The following is a 15381-nucleotide window of genomic DNA, read 5'->3' as shown; positions in this document are numbered from 1 at the left end:
TCGCGTCCCCTCCCGCAGGGCGCGGAGCCGACCACGGTGACCGTGTCCCGCGACGCGGCCGGCCGCTGGTTCGTGTCCCTGCTCGTCGAGGAGACGGTTACGCCCGCGCCGGCCACCACGAACGCGGTCGGGGTCGACGCCGGGATCACTTCCCTGGTGACGCTGTCCACCGGCGAGAAGATCGCCAACCCCAGGCAGGAGCGGCGTGACCGTGCCCGGCTGGCCCGCGCTCAGCGCGAGCTGTCGCGGAAGGCGAAGGGCTCGGCGAACCGGGCGAAGGCCCGGCTGAAGGTCGCCCGCGTGCACGCGCGGATCGCCGACCGGCGCCGCGACTTCCTGCACAAACTGTCGACTCGACTCGTCCGTGAGAACCAAACGGTCGTGATCGAGGACCTCACCGTCCGCAACCTGCTGAAGAACGGCAAGCTCGCGCGCGCCATCTCCGACGCGTCGTGGACGGAACTGCGCTCCATGCTGGAGTACAAGTGCGCCTGGTACGGGCGCGAACTCGTCGTGATCGACCGCTTCTTCCCCAGCTCGAAGCTGTGCGGGGCCTGCGGAACGATCGCGGCGAAGATGCCGCTGAACGTCCGCGAGTGGACGTGCGACTGCGGCACCCTGCATGACCGCGACGTGAACGCGGCACGCAACATTCTGGCCGCCGGGCTGGCGGCGTCTGCCTGTGGAGACGGTGTAAGACCTCAACGGGAGTCCTCCCGGACGGGGCGGTCGTCGGTGAAGCAGGAACCCCAGCGGGCGACCGCTGGAATCCCCCGCCTTTAGGCGGGGGAGGAAGTCAAACGGTCACTCCTCGGGCGGTGTCGAACTGCGCGCGGGTGCAGAAGCTCAGCAGCGCGCGTTTCTCCGGCTTGTCGATCTCCCGCTCGGGTACAAATCCCACGGCCTCGTTGAGCGCGTGCACGGCCTTGTTGCTCACATCCGGCTCGACCACCACCCGCTGGGTGTCCGGGTCGGCGAACAGCTCCTCCATCACGGCGGTGATCACGGCCCGGGTGAAGCCGTGCACCGGCCGGTCGGTGGGCGCGACCAGGAAGTGCATGCCGACGTCCCCGGGCTCGGGGTCGTACAGGCCAGTCAGCTCGACGTACCGGGGGTCGTACTTCTCCATCAGGAAGGCCGGTTCGCCGTCGTGCAGGCCGAGAAAGGCGTGGTGGTGCGGGTGCGCGGCGATGCGCAGGTACTCGCGTTCGACGTCCTGGAGCTTGGCGTCCTGCATCATCCAGAACGCCGCCTTGGGGTGGGTGACCCAGCGGTGCAGGAGCGGGGCGTCGTGGAGGGGGTCCAGGGGGCGGACGGTGAACGTGCCGATGCCGGTGCTGTTCGTGCTGTTCATGCTGCTCATACCGCGAACTCCTGGAACGCTACGGTCTTCTCGACCGGGTAGTACTCGGTGCCGAGCAGCTCACGGATGATGGTCGCGTTCCGGTACGGGCCCATGCCCAGGTCGGGGCTGGTGATGCTGTGGGTGTGGACGCCCGCGTTCTGCAGGAAGATGCCCCGGCCGGTGACGTCGATGGCGTAGTTGCGGGCGACGTCGAAACGGCCGTGGCCGTCGAAGCGGATCCGGTCGCGGACCGGGTCGAGGAAGGCCGGGGGCTCGTAGTGGTAGCCGGTGGCCAGCACCAGGCCCTCGGTGCGGATCTCGAAGTCCTTGTCCTGCTCGTCCTGGTGGAAACCGAGCGTGTAGCCGCCGTCCTCGTACCGGGCCGCGGTGAGCGTGGAGTTGGTGAGCAGCCGGGTGGGCACGCTCCGGCCGCCGCTCTCCACGTTCTTCTGGTACAGCAGGTCGAAGATCGCGTCGATCAGCTCCGCGTTGATGCCCTTGAACAGGCCCTTCTGCTGCTTCTCCAGCCGGTAGCGGGTGTCCTCGGGCAGCGCGCGGAAGTAGTCGATGTAGTCCGGGGAGGTCATCTCCAGCGTCAGCTTGGTGTACTCCAGCGGGAAGAACCGCGGGGAGCGGGTGACCCAGTTCAGCCGGTAGCCGTGGACGTCGATCTCGGAGAGCAGCTCGTAGTAGATCTCGGCGGCGCTCTGCCCGCTGCCGACGACCGTGATCGACTCCTTCTTCAGCAGCTCCGCCTTGCGGTGCGTGTACTGCGCGTTGTGGAAGAGGTCTCCGTCCAGCCCGCGGCACGGCTCCGGCATGAACGGCACGGTGCCGGTGCCGAGCACCAGGTGCCGGGCGCGGTACGTCCCGCCGCCCTCGGTCGCCACGGTGTACACCGCGTCGCGCTCGTCGTACGTCACCTCGGTGACCGTGGTGCCGAAGCGGATACTGCTCAGCCGGCCGGCGGCCCAGCGGCAGTAGTCGTCGTACTCGATCCGCAGCGGGTAGAAGTTCTCGCGAATGTAGAAGGAGTACAGCCGCCCCTTCTCCTTCAGGTAGTTGAGGAAGGAGTACGGGGACGTCGGGTCGGCGAGGGTGACCAGGTCCGACATGAACGGCGTCTGCAGATGGGCGCCGTCGAGGAACATCCCGGCGTGCCAGGCGAAGTCAGGCTTGGACTCCAGGAAGACGCCGGTCAGCTCGTGGATGGGCTCGGTGAGGCAGGCCAGGCCGAGGTTGAAGGGGCCCAGTCCGATTCCCACGAAGTCGTAGGTGGTCTCCGGGGCTGCTTCAGCAAGCGCGGTCAAGGGACTCTCCCAGGTACTGCTCGGCGTGGCCGGCGATCAGATCGAGGACGGCGGTGATGTCGGCCGTCGTGGTCTCGGGGTTCAGCAGGGTGAACTTCAGGTAGTGACGTCCCGCCACCTTGGTGCCCGCGACCACCGCGTCACCGGAGGCGAACAGGGCCTTGCGGGCGTAGAGGTTGGCGCGGTCGATCTCGGCGGGGTCGGTGACGGCGGCCGGGATCCAGCGGAAGACGAGGGTGGACAGGCTCGGCTCGACCACGACGTCGAAGCGGGGGTCGGTGGCCAGCAGCTTCCAGCCCTCCGCGGCCAGGTCGCACACCTCGTCGAAGAGCCGGCCGATGCCGTCGGCGCCCATCACGCGCAGTGTCATCCACAGTTTGAGCGCGTCGAAGCGGCGCGTGGTCTGCAGGGACTTGTCCACCTGGTTGGGGATGCGCTCGGTCACCATGCGCCGCGGGTTGAGGTACTCGGCGTGGTAGGTGGCGTGCCGCAGCGTGGCCGCGTCGCGGACCAGCAGGGCCGACGAACTAACGGGCTGGAAGAAGGACTTGTGGTAGTCGACGGTGACGGAGTCGGCGCGCTCGATGCCGTCGATACGGTCCCGGTGCTTCAGCGAGGCGAGCAGCCCGCAGCCGTAGGCGGCGTCGACGTGCAGCCAGGTGCCGTACTCCTCGCAGACTCGGGCGATCTCGGGCAGCGGGTCGATGGAGCCGAAGTCGGTGGTGCCGGCGGTGGCGACGACGGCCATGGGGACCAGGCCCGCCTCGGTGGCGCGCGCCAGCTCGTGGGCGAGGGCGACGGTCTTCAGCCGCTTGTCGTGGTCGACGGGTACGGGCACCACGGCGTCCGGGCCGAGGCCGAGCAGTTTCGCGGACTTCTGCACGCTGAAGTGGCTGACCTCGGAGGCGAAGACGCGCAGCCGCGCCAGATCGTTGGTCTTGGCTTCCTCGCGGGCCAGCAGCAGCGCCTGGAGGTTGGACTGGGTGCCGCCGGAGGTGAACACGCCGTCGGCGGCCGGGCCCAGGCCGATGCGGCCGGTCGTCCAGTCGATGAGTTTCCGCTCGATGAGGGTGCCGCCGGCCGACTGGTCCCAGGTGTCCAGGGAGGAGTTGACGGCGGAGAGCACCGCCTCGCCGAGCACGGCCGGGATGACGACCGGACAGTTGAGGTGGGCGAGGTAGCGGGGGTGGTGGAAGTAGACCGCGTCCCGGAGGTAGACGTCCTCCAGTTCGTCGAGCACCGCGGTGGTGTCGTGCAGCGGCCGGTCCAGGTCGATCGCGTCGATGCGCGGGGCGAGGGCGTCGACCGTGATTCCGGTGAACGGCCGGTCGGTGGTGGCGAGTTTGGCGGCCACCCGCTCGACTCCTTGGGTCACGGAGCGTCGGTAGTGCTCCGCGGTGGTGTCGTTGAGCAGGTGCGAGCGCATGTGGGGGTCCTCCGGTGGGGGCGGTCCGGTGCGGAGAGCAAGTCTGCGTTTCTTAGGTGAGCCTAACCTAAGTAACAGGGGTTCAGTCCCGCCTCGGCCGTGACTGTGATCACTCATGAGAGACGATGGACCGTCAACCGTGGTGCGAAAAGCAGGGCTTACGCCTCGTCGCGCAGCTGTTCCTCCGTCAGCCCACGGCGCCAGTAGCCCACGAACGTCACCCGCCGGCGGTCGATGCCGCGCTCGCCGACGAAGTGCCGCCGCAGCTGCTTCACACAGCCCGCCTCTCCGGCGATCCAGACGTACGGCCGTGAGTCGGCGGGGAGTTGGGCGGCGCGCAGCTCGTCCAGGGCCATGGGTGAGTCCTGGCCCGGTGCGGGCGACCGCTCCCGGACGAACCAGGTGATGTCCGCGTCGGCGTCGGTCACCAGGTCCTGGACGTCCCCGGAGTGCGGCACCTCCACCCACACCCGCGCCCGGGTGCCGGCCGGGAGGGTCTCCAGGACGGCGGCGGTGGCGGGCAGGGCCGTCTCGTCGGCCCAGAGCAGCACCAGGTCGGTGTCCTCGGGCGGACGGAAGCGGATCGCGCGGTTGTCGGCGATCGCGGGGCCGAGCAGCAGCACCCGGTCACCGGTGGCGGCGCGGGCGGCCCAACGGGAGGCCGGGCCCGCCTCGGCGGAGGCGCCGGCCTCCTCGGAGACACCGTGCAGCACGAAGTCGATGTCGATCTCGGTGGTGCGCCCCTCGGCGTCCGCGCGCAGTCCCCGCAGCGTGTACGAGCGCATCACCGCCCGTACGTCGGCGGGCAGTTCGCGCCAGCCCTGCCACCAGCCTCCCCCACTCTCGGCTTCGCTCGAGCGGGGGGACCCCCATCCCAGCTCGAGCGGCACGACGGGCGCGTCCTGCCCCGGGTGCGGCAGGAACAGCGACAGGGACTGGTCGCGTCCGCCGGAGCGGAAGTGGCGCAGCTCGGGGCCGGCGAACGTGACCCGGACCAGACAATGGCCGAGCCGCCTCGTCGTCACGACCTGAAGGGCGAAGAAACGGAACGGGGCGGCTACGGCGGTGGTCACGTACGGCTCCGGGAGGGGAGGGTGCGGTCGGGGACGGTCAGCCGACCTTCTTGGCCTTCTCGATGGCCGCGGCCAGGTTCTCCACCAGCGGGGCGCACTTGTCGTACGACAGGATCGGCTCGGCGGAACGCGGGATGACCTGACCGGCCTTGACCGCGGGGAGCTTCTTCCAGGTCGCCTCGGTGATGTCCGCGGGCTGGATGGCCGAGGTGCGGTCGTCCATCATGATGAGGTCGGCCTTGTACTTGTCGACGTTCTCCCAGCTGAGGCTCTCGAACCAGCCGCCGCCCTGGGCCTTGGCCTTCTCCGGCGGCTCGATGAAGTTCACGCCGAGGGCCTTGAAGTACTCCAGGTCCACCGAGAGGTTGGTGCCGGAGACGTAGAACAGCTCCGGGCTCGCGGAAGCGGCCATCACCTTGATGCCGGGGTTGGCCTTGGCGGCCTTGCGCAGCCGCTCCGAGGCCTTTTCGAACCGCTTCTTGGCCTCGGTGGCCTTGGCCGCCTTCATGTCGCCGCCGAGGGACTCGGCCAGCTCCCACATGCGCTGGAGCGGGGCGGTGAGCTGACGGTCGTAGACGGAGATGCCGACGCTGGGGGCGAGCTTGGCGATCTTGTCCTTGGATGTCTCGGGGACGTACCAGAGGGTGCCGGCGTCGTCGAACATCGTGGAGATCAGGACGTCGGGCGCGAGCGTCGCGTACTTCTCGACGTTGAACTGGTCCCAGACGTTGCCCAGAATGGTCACCTTGCTGATGTCCATGTCGCCGGCCTGGACGTCGGCCTTGCCGTCCTTGGTCTTCGTCGGACCGAAGACGCCCTTGACCTGGACGCCGTAGTCGTACAGCGCGGCGGCCACACCGGTGAACGCCACGATGTTCGCGGGCTTCTTGTCGAGCTTCACCGTGGTGCCGCGGTCGTCCTTGAAGGACCAGGGACCGGACTTGGCGTCGCCGGCACCCTCCGAGCCCCCGCTCTTCGCGTCCTCGTCCCCGCAGGCGGCGAGCACGGCGCCGAGTCCGAGGGCGCCGCCGGCGGCGAGCAGTCCCCGACGGGAGAAGCGGGCGGTTCTGGCGTTCGACATGGGTGGATCTGCTTTCGTGCGTGCGGAGCCGACCTTGGCTGGGATCATGATTAGGTTAGCCTAACCTCATGATCTGTCCAGGGGGTGCCCGCACCTGATTCTCGGCATCGTGGCCGTCGTACCGCTCCGGCTGACCCTCGAACGGGCCGGCGTGAACGCGGCGGCGCGCCGGTCAGCGCCCCGACGGCGCGGACCGGCGCGGTGATCAATACACCTAGCCCGCCAGACCCAACTCGCGGGCGATCAGCATGCGCTGCACCTCGCTCGTGCCCTCGCCGATCTCCAATATCTTCGAGTCGCGCCACATACGGGCCACCGGGTACTCGTTCATGAAGCCGTAGCCGCCGTGGATCTGGGTGGCCTCACGGGCGTTGTCCACCGCGACCGTGGAGGAGTACAGCTTCGCCAGCGCCGCCTCCTTCTTGAACGGCTCGCCCGCCACCAGACGGCTCGCCGCGTCCCGCCACGCGAGGCGGGCCGTGTGGGCCTTCATCTCCATGTCGGCGATCTTGAACTGGATGGCCTGGTTGGCGCCGATCGGGCGGCCGAAGGCGTGCCGCTCCTTGGCGTACTTCACCGACTCGTCCACACAGCCCTGCGCCAGCCCCGTGCCCAGCGCCGCGATGGCGATGCGGCCCTCGTCCAGAATCCGCAGGAACTGCGCGTAGCCGCGGCCCTCCTCGCCCAGGAGGTTGGCGGCCGGGACCCGCACGTCCTGGAAGGACAGCTCACGCGTGTCCGAAGCGTTCCAGCCGACCTTCGAGTACGGCGGCGCCACCGTGAAGCCCGGCGTGCCGGACGGGACGATGATCGACGAGATCACCGGCTTGCCGTCCGGCTTGCGGCCGGTGACCGCGGTGACCGTGACCAGGCCCGTGATGTCCGTGCCCGAGTTGGTGATGAAGCACTTGGTGCCGTTGACGACCCACTCGTTCGTCGACTCGTCCAGCCGGGCCGTCGTACGGGTCGCGCCGGCGTCGCTGCCGCCGTCCGGCTCCGTCAGACCGAACGCGCCCAGGATCTCCCCGGAGCACAGGCGGGGCAGCCACTGGCGCTTCTGCTCCTCGGTGCCGAAGAGGTGCAGCGGCATCGCGCCGAGCGAGACGCCCGCCTCCAGGGTGATGGCCACCGAGGAGTCCACCCGGGCCAGTTCCTCCAGGGCGACGCCGAGCGCGAAGTAGTCGCCGCCCATGCCGCCGTACTCCTCCGGGAACGGCAGGCCGAACAGGCCCATGCGGCCCATCTCCCGCACGATCTCGTAGGGGAACTCGTGTCGCTCGTAGAAGTCACCGATCTTCGGTGCCACCACATCGTGCGCGAACTCCTCGACCGTACGGCGGAGTTCTTCCAGTTCGGGGGAGAGCTTGTGGTCCATGGTCGTTCACTGCTCCTGGTGGGAGAGGGCTCGTACGGTGCGGGACGGGCTGGTTCGGCCCAGGTGGGCGGCCATCCAGACGCTTGTGGCGACGAGACGGCTTAGGTCGACCCCGGTGTCGATGCCGAGACCCTGCAGCATCCACACCAGGTCTTCGGTGGCGAGATTGCCGGTGGCGGACTTCGCGTAAGGGCAGCCGCCCAGTCCGCCGGCGGACGCGTCGACCGTGGCGACGCCCTGCTGGAGTGCGGCCAGCGTGTTGGACAGCGCCTGGCCGTAGGTGTCGTGGAAGTGCACGGCCAGCGCGGACACCGGGACGTCCGCCTCGCCGAGCGCGGTGAGCAGGGCCGTTACATGGCCGGGGGTCGCCACGCCGATGGTGTCGCCCAGGCTCAGCTCGTCGCAGCCCATGTCCAGCAGGGCCCGGCAGACCCGCACCACCTGGGCGAGGGGGACCGCGCCCTCCCACGGATCCCCGAAGCACATCGAGAGATAGCCGCGGACGTGCACGTCCTCCGCCTTCGCCCGGCGCACCACCGGCTCGAACATCGCCAGCGACTCGTCCACCGTGCGGTTGAGGTTGGCCTTGGCGAAAGACTCCGTGGCACTGGCGAACACCGCCACCCGCCGGGCGCCCAGCGCCAGCGCGCGGTCCAGCCCGCGTTCGTTCGGTACCAGGACCGGCAGCGACACCGGCAGATCGGACACCGCCCGGTACAGGTCCTCGGCGTCCGCCAGTTGGGGCACCCAGGAGGGGTGCACGAAGCTCGTCGCCTCGATCGTGGTCAGACCGGTGCCCGCCAGGCGGCGGATGAACTCCGCCTTGACGACCGTCGGGACGGTCACCTTCTCGTTCTGCAGGCCGTCGCGCGGGCCCACCTCGTGAATCCGCACCCGCGCGGGCAGCCCTTCGGCCGGTACGACCATGGGCAGGCCCAGTTCCGAAGGGTTCACGGCGTCTCCTCCTCCACGGGCGCGATCACGGCCAGCACCTGGTCCATGGCGACCGTCGTGCCCAGGGACACGTCCAGTTCGGTGACCGTGCCGGCGTGCGGGGCGGAGATGACGTGCTCCATCTTCATCGCCTCCACCACCAGCAGGCTCTGGCCGGCGCTCACCTCGTCGCCGACGGCGACCTTCACCACCGTCACCGTGCCCGGCATCGGCGCGGTCAGCGAGTCGGCGCCCGCCTGACCGGCCCGGGTGAGGGACGCGGCGACCGGGTCGTGGTCGCGCACGTGCCAGGCGTCGCCGTCCCGGCCCAGCCAGGTGCCGTCCGGCAGGGCGGCGAAGGTGTGGGCGACGCCGTCGACCGTGCAGGTGAACCGGTCCCCGCCCACCGGGCCCGCGGACACCCGCACCGGGGTGCCGGCGCCCGGCAGCAGCAGTTCCGTCCCGCCGTCCGCCGTGCCGCGCACGCGCACGGTCACCGGGTCGTGGCCCGCCACCCGCAGGTGGTGCGCCGTCCACGCCCGCTCGCCGCCCATCCGCCAGCCGTCGGCGGCGGCGAACGGGTCGGCCCAGCCGGATCCGCCGGCGGGCCGCCGGAGGGCGGCCTGGCGCAGCAGCGCCGCCGCCGCGTACGCCTCCGCCGGCACCTCGTCCGCCACGAGCCCGGCCACCTCGCGCTCGACCAACCCCGTGTCCAGCTCCCCCGACACCACCGCCGGATGGGCCAGCAGCCGCCGCAGGAACCCCGCGTTGGTCTGCACGCCGAGCGTCACCGTCTCGGCCAGCGCCGCGCGGAGCTTGCGGAGCGCGGTCGCGCGGTCGGCGCCGTACGCGATCACCTTGGACAGCATCGGGTCGTAGAGGCTGCCGACCTCCGTGCCCTCGCTCAGCCCGGAGTCGGTGCGCACCCCGTCGCCCTGCGGCTCGCGGAGCCTGAGCACCGTGCCGCCGGAGGGGAGGAACCCGCGCGCCGGGTCCTCCGCGCAGACCCGGGCCTCGATCGCATGGCCGGTGAGCCGGATGCCGTCCTGCGCGAACGGCAGCGGCTCGCCCGCCGCCACCCGCAGCTGCCACTCCACCAGGTCCAGGCCCGTGATCAGCTCGGTGACCGGGTGCTCCACCTGGAGGCGGGTGTTCATCTCCATGAAGTAGTACGACGACGGGTCGTTGCCCGGGACGATGAACTCCACCGTGCCCGCGCCCCGGTAGCCGCACGAGCGGGCCGCCTGGACGGCCGCCTCACCCATCGCGGCCCGGGTCTTCTCGTCGAGGAGCACACTGGGCGCCTCCTCGATGATCTTCTGGTGGCGGCGCTGGAGGGAGCACTCGCGCTCGCCCAGATGGACGACGCCGCCGTGGCCGTCGGCCAGGACCTGGATTTCGATGTGCCGGGGGTGGTCGATCCACCGCTCGACCAGCAGCGTGTCGTCACCGAACGACGCGCGGGCCTCGCGGCGGGCGGCGGCGATCTCGTCGGCCAGCACCGAGGCGTCCCGCACCAGCCGCATGCCCTTGCCGCCGCCGCCCGCCGACGGCTTCAGCAGCACCGGCACACCGATCTCCCGGGCCGCGTCCGCGAGCTGCTCGTCGGTCAGTCCGCTGCCGCTGGAGCCGGGCACGACCGGCACCCCGGCCGCCCGCACCGTCTCCTTCGCGCGGATCTTGTCGCCCATGAGGGAGATCGCGTCCGCCGGGGGCCCGATGAACACCAGCCCCGCCTTCTCGCACGCCCGCGCGAAGCCGGCGTTCTCGGCGAGGAAGCCGTACCCCGGGTGGACCGCCCGGGCGCCGGTGCGGGCGGCCGCCTCCAGCAGCCGCTCCACCGACAGATAGCTCTCCGCGGCCGGCGCCGGCCCGATCCGCACCGCCGTGTCGGCCTCCCGGACGTGCCGGGCGTCGGCGTCCGCGTCGGAGTACACCGCCACCGAACGCACGCCCATGGAGCGCAGGGTGCGGATGACGCGGACCGCGATCTCCCCCCGGTTGGCCACCAGCACCGTCTCGAACATCTGCTCAGTCATCGTCAGGGGTCCCCTCACATCCGGAAGACGCCGAACTGAGGGTCACTCAGTGGCGCGTTGGCGCACGCGGTCAGGGCGAGGCCCAGGACCTGCCGGGTCTCCATCGGGTCGATCACGCCGTCGTCCCAGAGGCGGGCCGTCGCGTAGTAAGCGTTCCCCTGATGCTCGTACTGCGCACGGATCGGGGCCTTGAAGGCGTCCTCGTCCTCCGCCGGCCACTCTTCGCCGCGCGCCTCCAGCTGGTCCCGCTTGACGGTCGCGAGGACGGAGGCCGCCTGCTCGCCGCCCATCACCGAAATCTTGGCGTTGGGCCACATCCACAGGAAGCGGGGGGAGTAGGCCCTGCCGCACATCGAGTAGTTGCCCGCCCCGTACGACCCGCCCACCACCACCGTCAGCTTCGGCACGCGCGTGCAGGCGACCGCGGTGACCATCTTGGCGCCGTGCTTGGCGATGCCGCCCGCCTCGTAGTCCCGGCCCACCATGAAGCCCGAGATGTTCTGCAGGAACACCAGCGGGATGCCGCGCTGGTCGCACAGCTCGATGAAGTGGGCGCCCTTCTGGGCGGACTCGGAGAACAGGATGCCGTTGTTGGCGACGATGCCCACCGGGTGGCCGTGGATCCGGGCGAAGCCGGTGACCAGGGTCTGCCCGAACTCCGACTTGAACTCCTGGAAACGGGAGCCGTCGGTGATCCGGGCGATGATCTCCCGGACGTCGTAGGGGGTGCGGGAGTCGACCGGCACCGCCCCGTACAGCCCGGCGGGGTCCACCTTGGGCTCGACCGCCTGCTCCACCCCCCAGGGCAGGGCGCCCCGCGCGGGGAGCGTGGAGACGATGTTCCGTACGATCCGCAGCGCGTGCGCGTCGTCCTCCGCGAGGTGGTCGGTCACACCGGACACCCGCGAGTGGACCTCGCCGCCGCCCAGCTCCTCCGCCGTGACCACCTCACCGGTGGCCGCCTTCACCAGCGGCGGGCCGCCGAGGAAGATCGTGCCCTGGCCGCGGACGATCACCGCCTCGTCGCTCATCGCCGGGACGTACGCCCCGCCCGCCGTGCAGGAGCCGAGCACCGCCGCGATCTGCGGGATGCCGGCGCCGGACATCCGCGCCTGGTTGTAGAAGATCCGCCCGAAGTGGTCCCGGTCCGGGAACACCTCGTCCTGCATCGGCAGGAAGGCGCCGCCGGAGTCCACCAGGTAGACGCAGGGGAGCCGGTTGTCGAGGGCCACCTCCTGCGCGCGCAGGTGCTTCTTCACCGTCATCGGGTAGTACGTACCGCCCTTGACGGTGGCGTCGTTGGCCACGACCACGCACTCCCGGCCGCTCACCCGCCCGATCCCGGCGATCACACCGGCCGCCGGGGCCTGCCCCTCGTACATCCCGTCGGCCGCCAGCGGGGCCAGCTCCAGGAAGGGCGAGCCGGGGTCGAGCAGCGTGTCCACGCGCTCGCGCGGGAGCAGCTTCCCGCGCGCGGTGTGCCGTGCCCGCGCCCGCTCGCCGCCGCCGAGCGCCGCCGCGGCCAGCTTGCCGCGCAGCTCCCCGACGAGCGCGCGGTGCGCCTCCTCGTTGGCCCGAAAGGCCTCCGACGCGGGATCGGCCGCGCTGTGAAGCTCCGGTGCCTCATGCATCCTGCGGGTCCCCTCAACCTTGTTAATGAGCGTTAACGCATTTCCTTCAGGTTAACGACCGCTAACCCCGCTGTCTAGAATCGTCTTCATGGCCACCAGAACCGACGCCCCCACCCGCCGCGAGCAGATCCTCAAGGAGGCCGCCCGGCTCTTCGCCGAGCGCGGCTTCCACGGTGTCGGGGTCGACGAGATAGGCGCCGCGGTCGGCATCAGCGGACCCGGGCTCTACCGGCACTTCGCGGGCAAGGACGCGATGCTCGCGGAGCTGCTGGTCGGGATCAGCGGCTCGCTGCTGACCGGCGCGAAGCGGCGCCTGAAGGAGGCCGACGGGGTGGCCCCGGAGGCGGTCCTCGACTCGCTGATCGAGGGACACATCGACTTCGCGCTCGACGACCGCCCCCTGATCACCCTGCACGACCGGGAGCTGGACCGCCTCCGGGACAGCGACCGCAAGCTGGTCCGCCAGCTCCAGCGGCAGTACGTGGAGCTGTGGGTGGAGGTGGTGCGCCGGCTGTACCCGGAGCTGGCCGAACCGGCCGCCCGCTCGGCCGTCCACTCGGTGTTCGGCCTGCTCAACTCGACCCCCCACCTGGCCCGCCCGGGCTCGCTCCCGGGCCGGGCGACGACGGCAGGACTGCTGCACAGGATGGCGCGGGGCGCGTTCGAGGCGGCGGGCGCGATGACCCCGGGGGAGCGCCCGGCGGAGTGACCGTGGAGCTGTGGGTGGAGGTAGTCCGTCGGCCTCTACCCGGAGCTGGCCGAACCGGCCGCCCGCTCGGCCGTCCACTCGGTGTTCGGCCTGCTCAACTCGACCCCCCACCTGGCCCGCCCGGGCTCACTCCCGGGCCGCGCGACGACGGCAGGACTGCTGCACAGGATGGCCCGGGGCGCGTTCGAGGCGGCGGGCGCGATGACCCCGGGGGAGTGACGAGCGTTACGGACCTTCTTCTCTGGACGGCTGTGGATACTCGCCGGTATCTTTGATCTGAGCAAGCGCTTAGACACGTGGGACCGCAACCATCGATTGAGGAACCCCCACGGCGAGCAACCACGTACGCGAGAGCGGCGCCGGCTTAGGCGCAAGAAGGGGTGGCGGACAGTGCGCCGTACGGTTTTCAACGAGGATCACGAGGCGTTCCGGGAGACGATCCGCGCCTTCATCGAGGCCGAGGTCGTGCCCGTCTACGACGAGTGGTTCGCGGCGGGCCAGGCGCCCCGCGACTTCTACTACAAGCTCGGTGAGCTGGGCATCTTCGGCATCAGCGTGCCCGAGGAGTTCGGCGGCGCCGGCATGGACACCCACAAGTTCGAGGCCGTCCTCTACGAGGAGACCGCCCGCGCGGGCGTCCAGTTCGGCGGCTCCGGCGTGCATGTGCTGCTCGCCCTGCCCTACCTCAAGATGCTCGCCACCGACGAGCAGAAGAAGCGTTTCCTGCCGAAGTTCGTCACCGGCGAGGAGATGTGGGCCATCGCGATGACCGAGCCGGGCACCGGCTCCGACCTCGCGGGCATGAAGACCACCGCCAAGCTGAGCGAGGACGGCTCCCACTACGTCCTCAACGGCGCCAAGACCTTCATCACCGGCGGCGTCCACGCCGACAAGGTGATCGTCTGCGCCCGCACCGCCGCGCCGACGGCCGAGGACCGCCGCCACGGCATCTCCCTGTTCGCCGTCGACACCAAGTCCGAGGGCTACTCCGTCGGCCGCAAGCTCGACAAGCTCGGCCTGAAGACCTCCGACACCGCCGAGCTGGCGTTCGTCGACGTCAAGGTCCCCGTCGAGGACCTGCTGGGCGAGGAGAACAAGGGCTTCTCCTACCTCGGCCACAACCTGGCCTCCGAGCGCTGGGGCATCGCCTTCGGCGCCTACGCCCAGGCCAAGGCCGCCGTCCGGTTCGCCAAGCAGTACGTGCAGGAGCGCACCGTCTTCGGCAAGCCGGTCGCCCACTTCCAGAACACCAAGTTCGAGCTGGCCGCCTGCCAGGCCGAGGTGGACGCCGCCGAGGCCGTCGCCGACCGCGCCACCGAGGCCCTGGACGCCGGCGAGCTCACCCCCGCCGAGGCCGCCAGCGCCAAGCTGTTCTGCACCGAGGTCGCCCACCGCGTCATCGACCGCTGCCTCCAGCTGCACGGCGGCTACGGCTACATGAACGAGTACCCGATCGCCCGCCTGTACGCGGACAACCGGGTCAACCGCATCTACGGCGGCACCAGCGAGATCATGAAGACGATCATCGCCAAGGACATGGGGCTGTAAGGTCCCGGAAATCCCTGCCGTATACAACTGATTCCATGAGTCAGGCACTTCAGGAGCTCCTCGATCTGCTCGACCTCGAGCAGATCGAGGAGAACATCTTCCGCGGCCGGTCCCGTGCCTCCGCCGTCCCCCGGGTCTTCGGCGGGCAGGTGGCGGCGCAGGCACTGGTCGCCGCGGGGCGGACCGTCCCCGCGGACCGGCCCGCCCACTCGCTGCACGCGTACTTCCTGCGCATCGGCGACCCGGGCGCGCCGATCGTCTACACCGTCGACCGGATCCGGGACGGCCGTTCCTTCACCACGCGGCGTGTGGTGGCGGTCCAGCACGGAAAGCCGATCTTCCACCTCTCGGCGTCCTTCCAGGCGCACGAGGAGGGCCTGGACCACCAGGCGCCGATGCCGCCCGCACCGGACCCGGACTCCCTGCCGACCTCCGAGGAGCGGCTGCGCGGCTACCCGCACCTGGCGTCGGAGGTCGTGCACCGCTTCCTCGGCGCCCGCGCGGCGGTCGACCTGCGCTACGTCGACGACCCGCCGTACGGCCGCTTCGGCGAGCCGCGCGACCCGCACAGCCAGGTGTGGTTCCGCACCAACGGCAAGGTCGAGGGCGACGACCCGCTGCTGCACGTCGTGCTCGCCACGTATGTCTCCGACATGACGCTGCTGGACTCCATCCTGCTCGCCCACGGGCGCGGCGGCTGGGCCGTCGGCGACGTCGTCGGCGCGTCCCTGGACCACGCGATGTGGTTCCACCGCCCGTTCCGCGCCGACGAGTGGCTGCTGTACGACCAGCAGTCCCCGTCCGCCCACGGCGGCCGGGGTCTGGGCCAGGGCCGCATCTACACCCAGGACGGCCGGCTCGCCGTCTCGGTCATCCAGGAGGGCGTCGTCCGCGTCCCGCGGTGATCTACG

The 15381-nt window shown here is 70.6% G+C and carries 13 protein-coding genes and 1 pseudogene; 5 read left to right on the top strand and 9 right to left on the bottom strand.

The window, feature by feature from the left end:
* On the top strand, nt 1–783 hold a 783-nt coding region (locus AB0L56_RS27145; protein WP_365427556.1), incomplete at its 5' end, for an RNA-guided endonuclease TnpB family protein.
* Between the two features lie 13 nt (nt 784–796).
* Here AB0L56_RS27145 and AB0L56_RS27140 read toward each other — a convergent pair.
* The 9 genes from AB0L56_RS27140 to AB0L56_RS27100 all read right to left on the bottom strand — a co-directional run bounded on the left by AB0L56_RS27140 (nt 797) and on the right by AB0L56_RS27100 (nt 12213).
* Nucleotides 797–1363, bottom strand: a complete 567-nt coding sequence (locus tag AB0L56_RS27140; RefSeq protein WP_365427553.1) for a GNAT family N-acetyltransferase — start codon at nt 1361–1363, stop codon at nt 797–799.
* Complete coding sequence (locus AB0L56_RS27135; RefSeq protein ID WP_365427550.1) at nt 1360–2655, bottom strand: SidA/IucD/PvdA family monooxygenase; 1296 nt, start codon at nt 2653–2655, stop codon at nt 1360–1362. The genes AB0L56_RS27140 and AB0L56_RS27135 overlap by 4 nt, the downstream gene beginning before the upstream one ends.
* Nucleotides 2639–4081 carry a lysine decarboxylase DesA gene (gene desA / locus AB0L56_RS27130; protein WP_365427547.1) on the bottom strand — a complete coding sequence of 481 codons (1443 nt, stop codon included), beginning with the start codon at nt 4079–4081 and terminating at the stop codon, nt 2639–2641. The genes AB0L56_RS27135 and desA overlap by 17 nt, the downstream gene beginning before the upstream one ends.
* Before the next feature lie 158 nt (nt 4082–4239).
* Nucleotides 4240–5154 carry a siderophore-interacting protein gene (locus tag AB0L56_RS27125; RefSeq protein WP_365427544.1) on the bottom strand — a complete coding sequence of 305 codons (915 nt, stop codon included), beginning with the start codon at nt 5152–5154 and terminating at the stop codon, nt 4240–4242.
* Nucleotides 5155–5191: 37 nt separating this feature from the next.
* The gene (locus AB0L56_RS27120; protein WP_365427541.1) at nt 5192–6235 is read right to left on the bottom strand and encodes an ABC transporter substrate-binding protein; all 1044 of its coding nucleotides are present in this window, start codon (nt 6233–6235) and stop codon (nt 5192–5194) included.
* Between the two features lie 214 nt (nt 6236–6449).
* Nucleotides 6450–7610, bottom strand: coding sequence for an acyl-CoA dehydrogenase family protein (locus tag AB0L56_RS27115; protein ID WP_365427538.1), 1161 nt, complete (start codon nt 7608–7610; stop codon nt 6450–6452).
* Between the two features lie 6 nt (nt 7611–7616).
* Nucleotides 7617–8564 carry a hydroxymethylglutaryl-CoA lyase gene (locus AB0L56_RS27110; protein WP_361035813.1) on the bottom strand — a complete coding sequence of 316 codons (948 nt, stop codon included), beginning with the start codon at nt 8562–8564 and terminating at the stop codon, nt 7617–7619.
* Nucleotides 8561–10570, bottom strand: a complete 2010-nt coding sequence (locus tag AB0L56_RS27105; RefSeq protein ID WP_365427562.1) for an acetyl/propionyl/methylcrotonyl-CoA carboxylase subunit alpha — start codon at nt 10568–10570, stop codon at nt 8561–8563. The genes AB0L56_RS27110 and AB0L56_RS27105 overlap by 4 nt, the downstream gene beginning before the upstream one ends.
* Nucleotides 10571–10596: 26 nt before the next feature.
* Nucleotides 10597–12213, bottom strand: a complete 1617-nt coding sequence (locus AB0L56_RS27100; RefSeq protein WP_365427534.1) for a carboxyl transferase domain-containing protein — start codon at nt 12211–12213, stop codon at nt 10597–10599.
* Nucleotides 12214–12301: 88 nt separating this feature from the next.
* Here AB0L56_RS27100 and AB0L56_RS27095 point away from each other — a divergent pair, with 88 nt between their 5' ends.
* The 4 genes and pseudogenes from AB0L56_RS27095 (at nt 12302) to tesB (ending at nt 15375) form a co-directional block, all read left to right on the top strand.
* Entirely contained in the window at nt 12302–12922 is a 621-nt protein-coding gene (locus AB0L56_RS27095; protein WP_365427531.1) for a TetR/AcrR family transcriptional regulator, read from the top strand.
* Between the two features lie 2 nt (nt 12923–12924).
* Nucleotides 12925–13141, top strand: a pseudogene (locus tag AB0L56_RS27090) (TetR/AcrR family transcriptional regulator); the annotation flags it as partial.
* A gap of 171 nt (nt 13142–13312) precedes the next feature.
* Complete coding sequence (locus AB0L56_RS27085; protein ID WP_365427528.1) at nt 13313–14470, top strand: acyl-CoA dehydrogenase family protein; 1158 nt, start codon at nt 13313–13315, stop codon at nt 14468–14470.
* A gap of 35 nt (nt 14471–14505) precedes the next feature.
* Nucleotides 14506–15375: an acyl-CoA thioesterase II gene (gene tesB / locus AB0L56_RS27080; protein ID WP_365427525.1), complete on the top strand. Its 870-nt coding sequence runs from the start codon at nt 14506–14508 to the stop codon at nt 15373–15375.
* Nucleotides 15376–15381 lie beyond the last annotated feature (6 nt).

The organism is Streptomyces sp. NPDC052079 (assembly GCF_040680275.1).
GTDB lineage: Bacteria > Actinomycetota > Actinomycetes > Streptomycetales > Streptomycetaceae > Streptomyces.
Note: the sequence above shows the minus strand (reverse complement) of the source record. Positions and strands in the feature narration are given on the sequence as shown.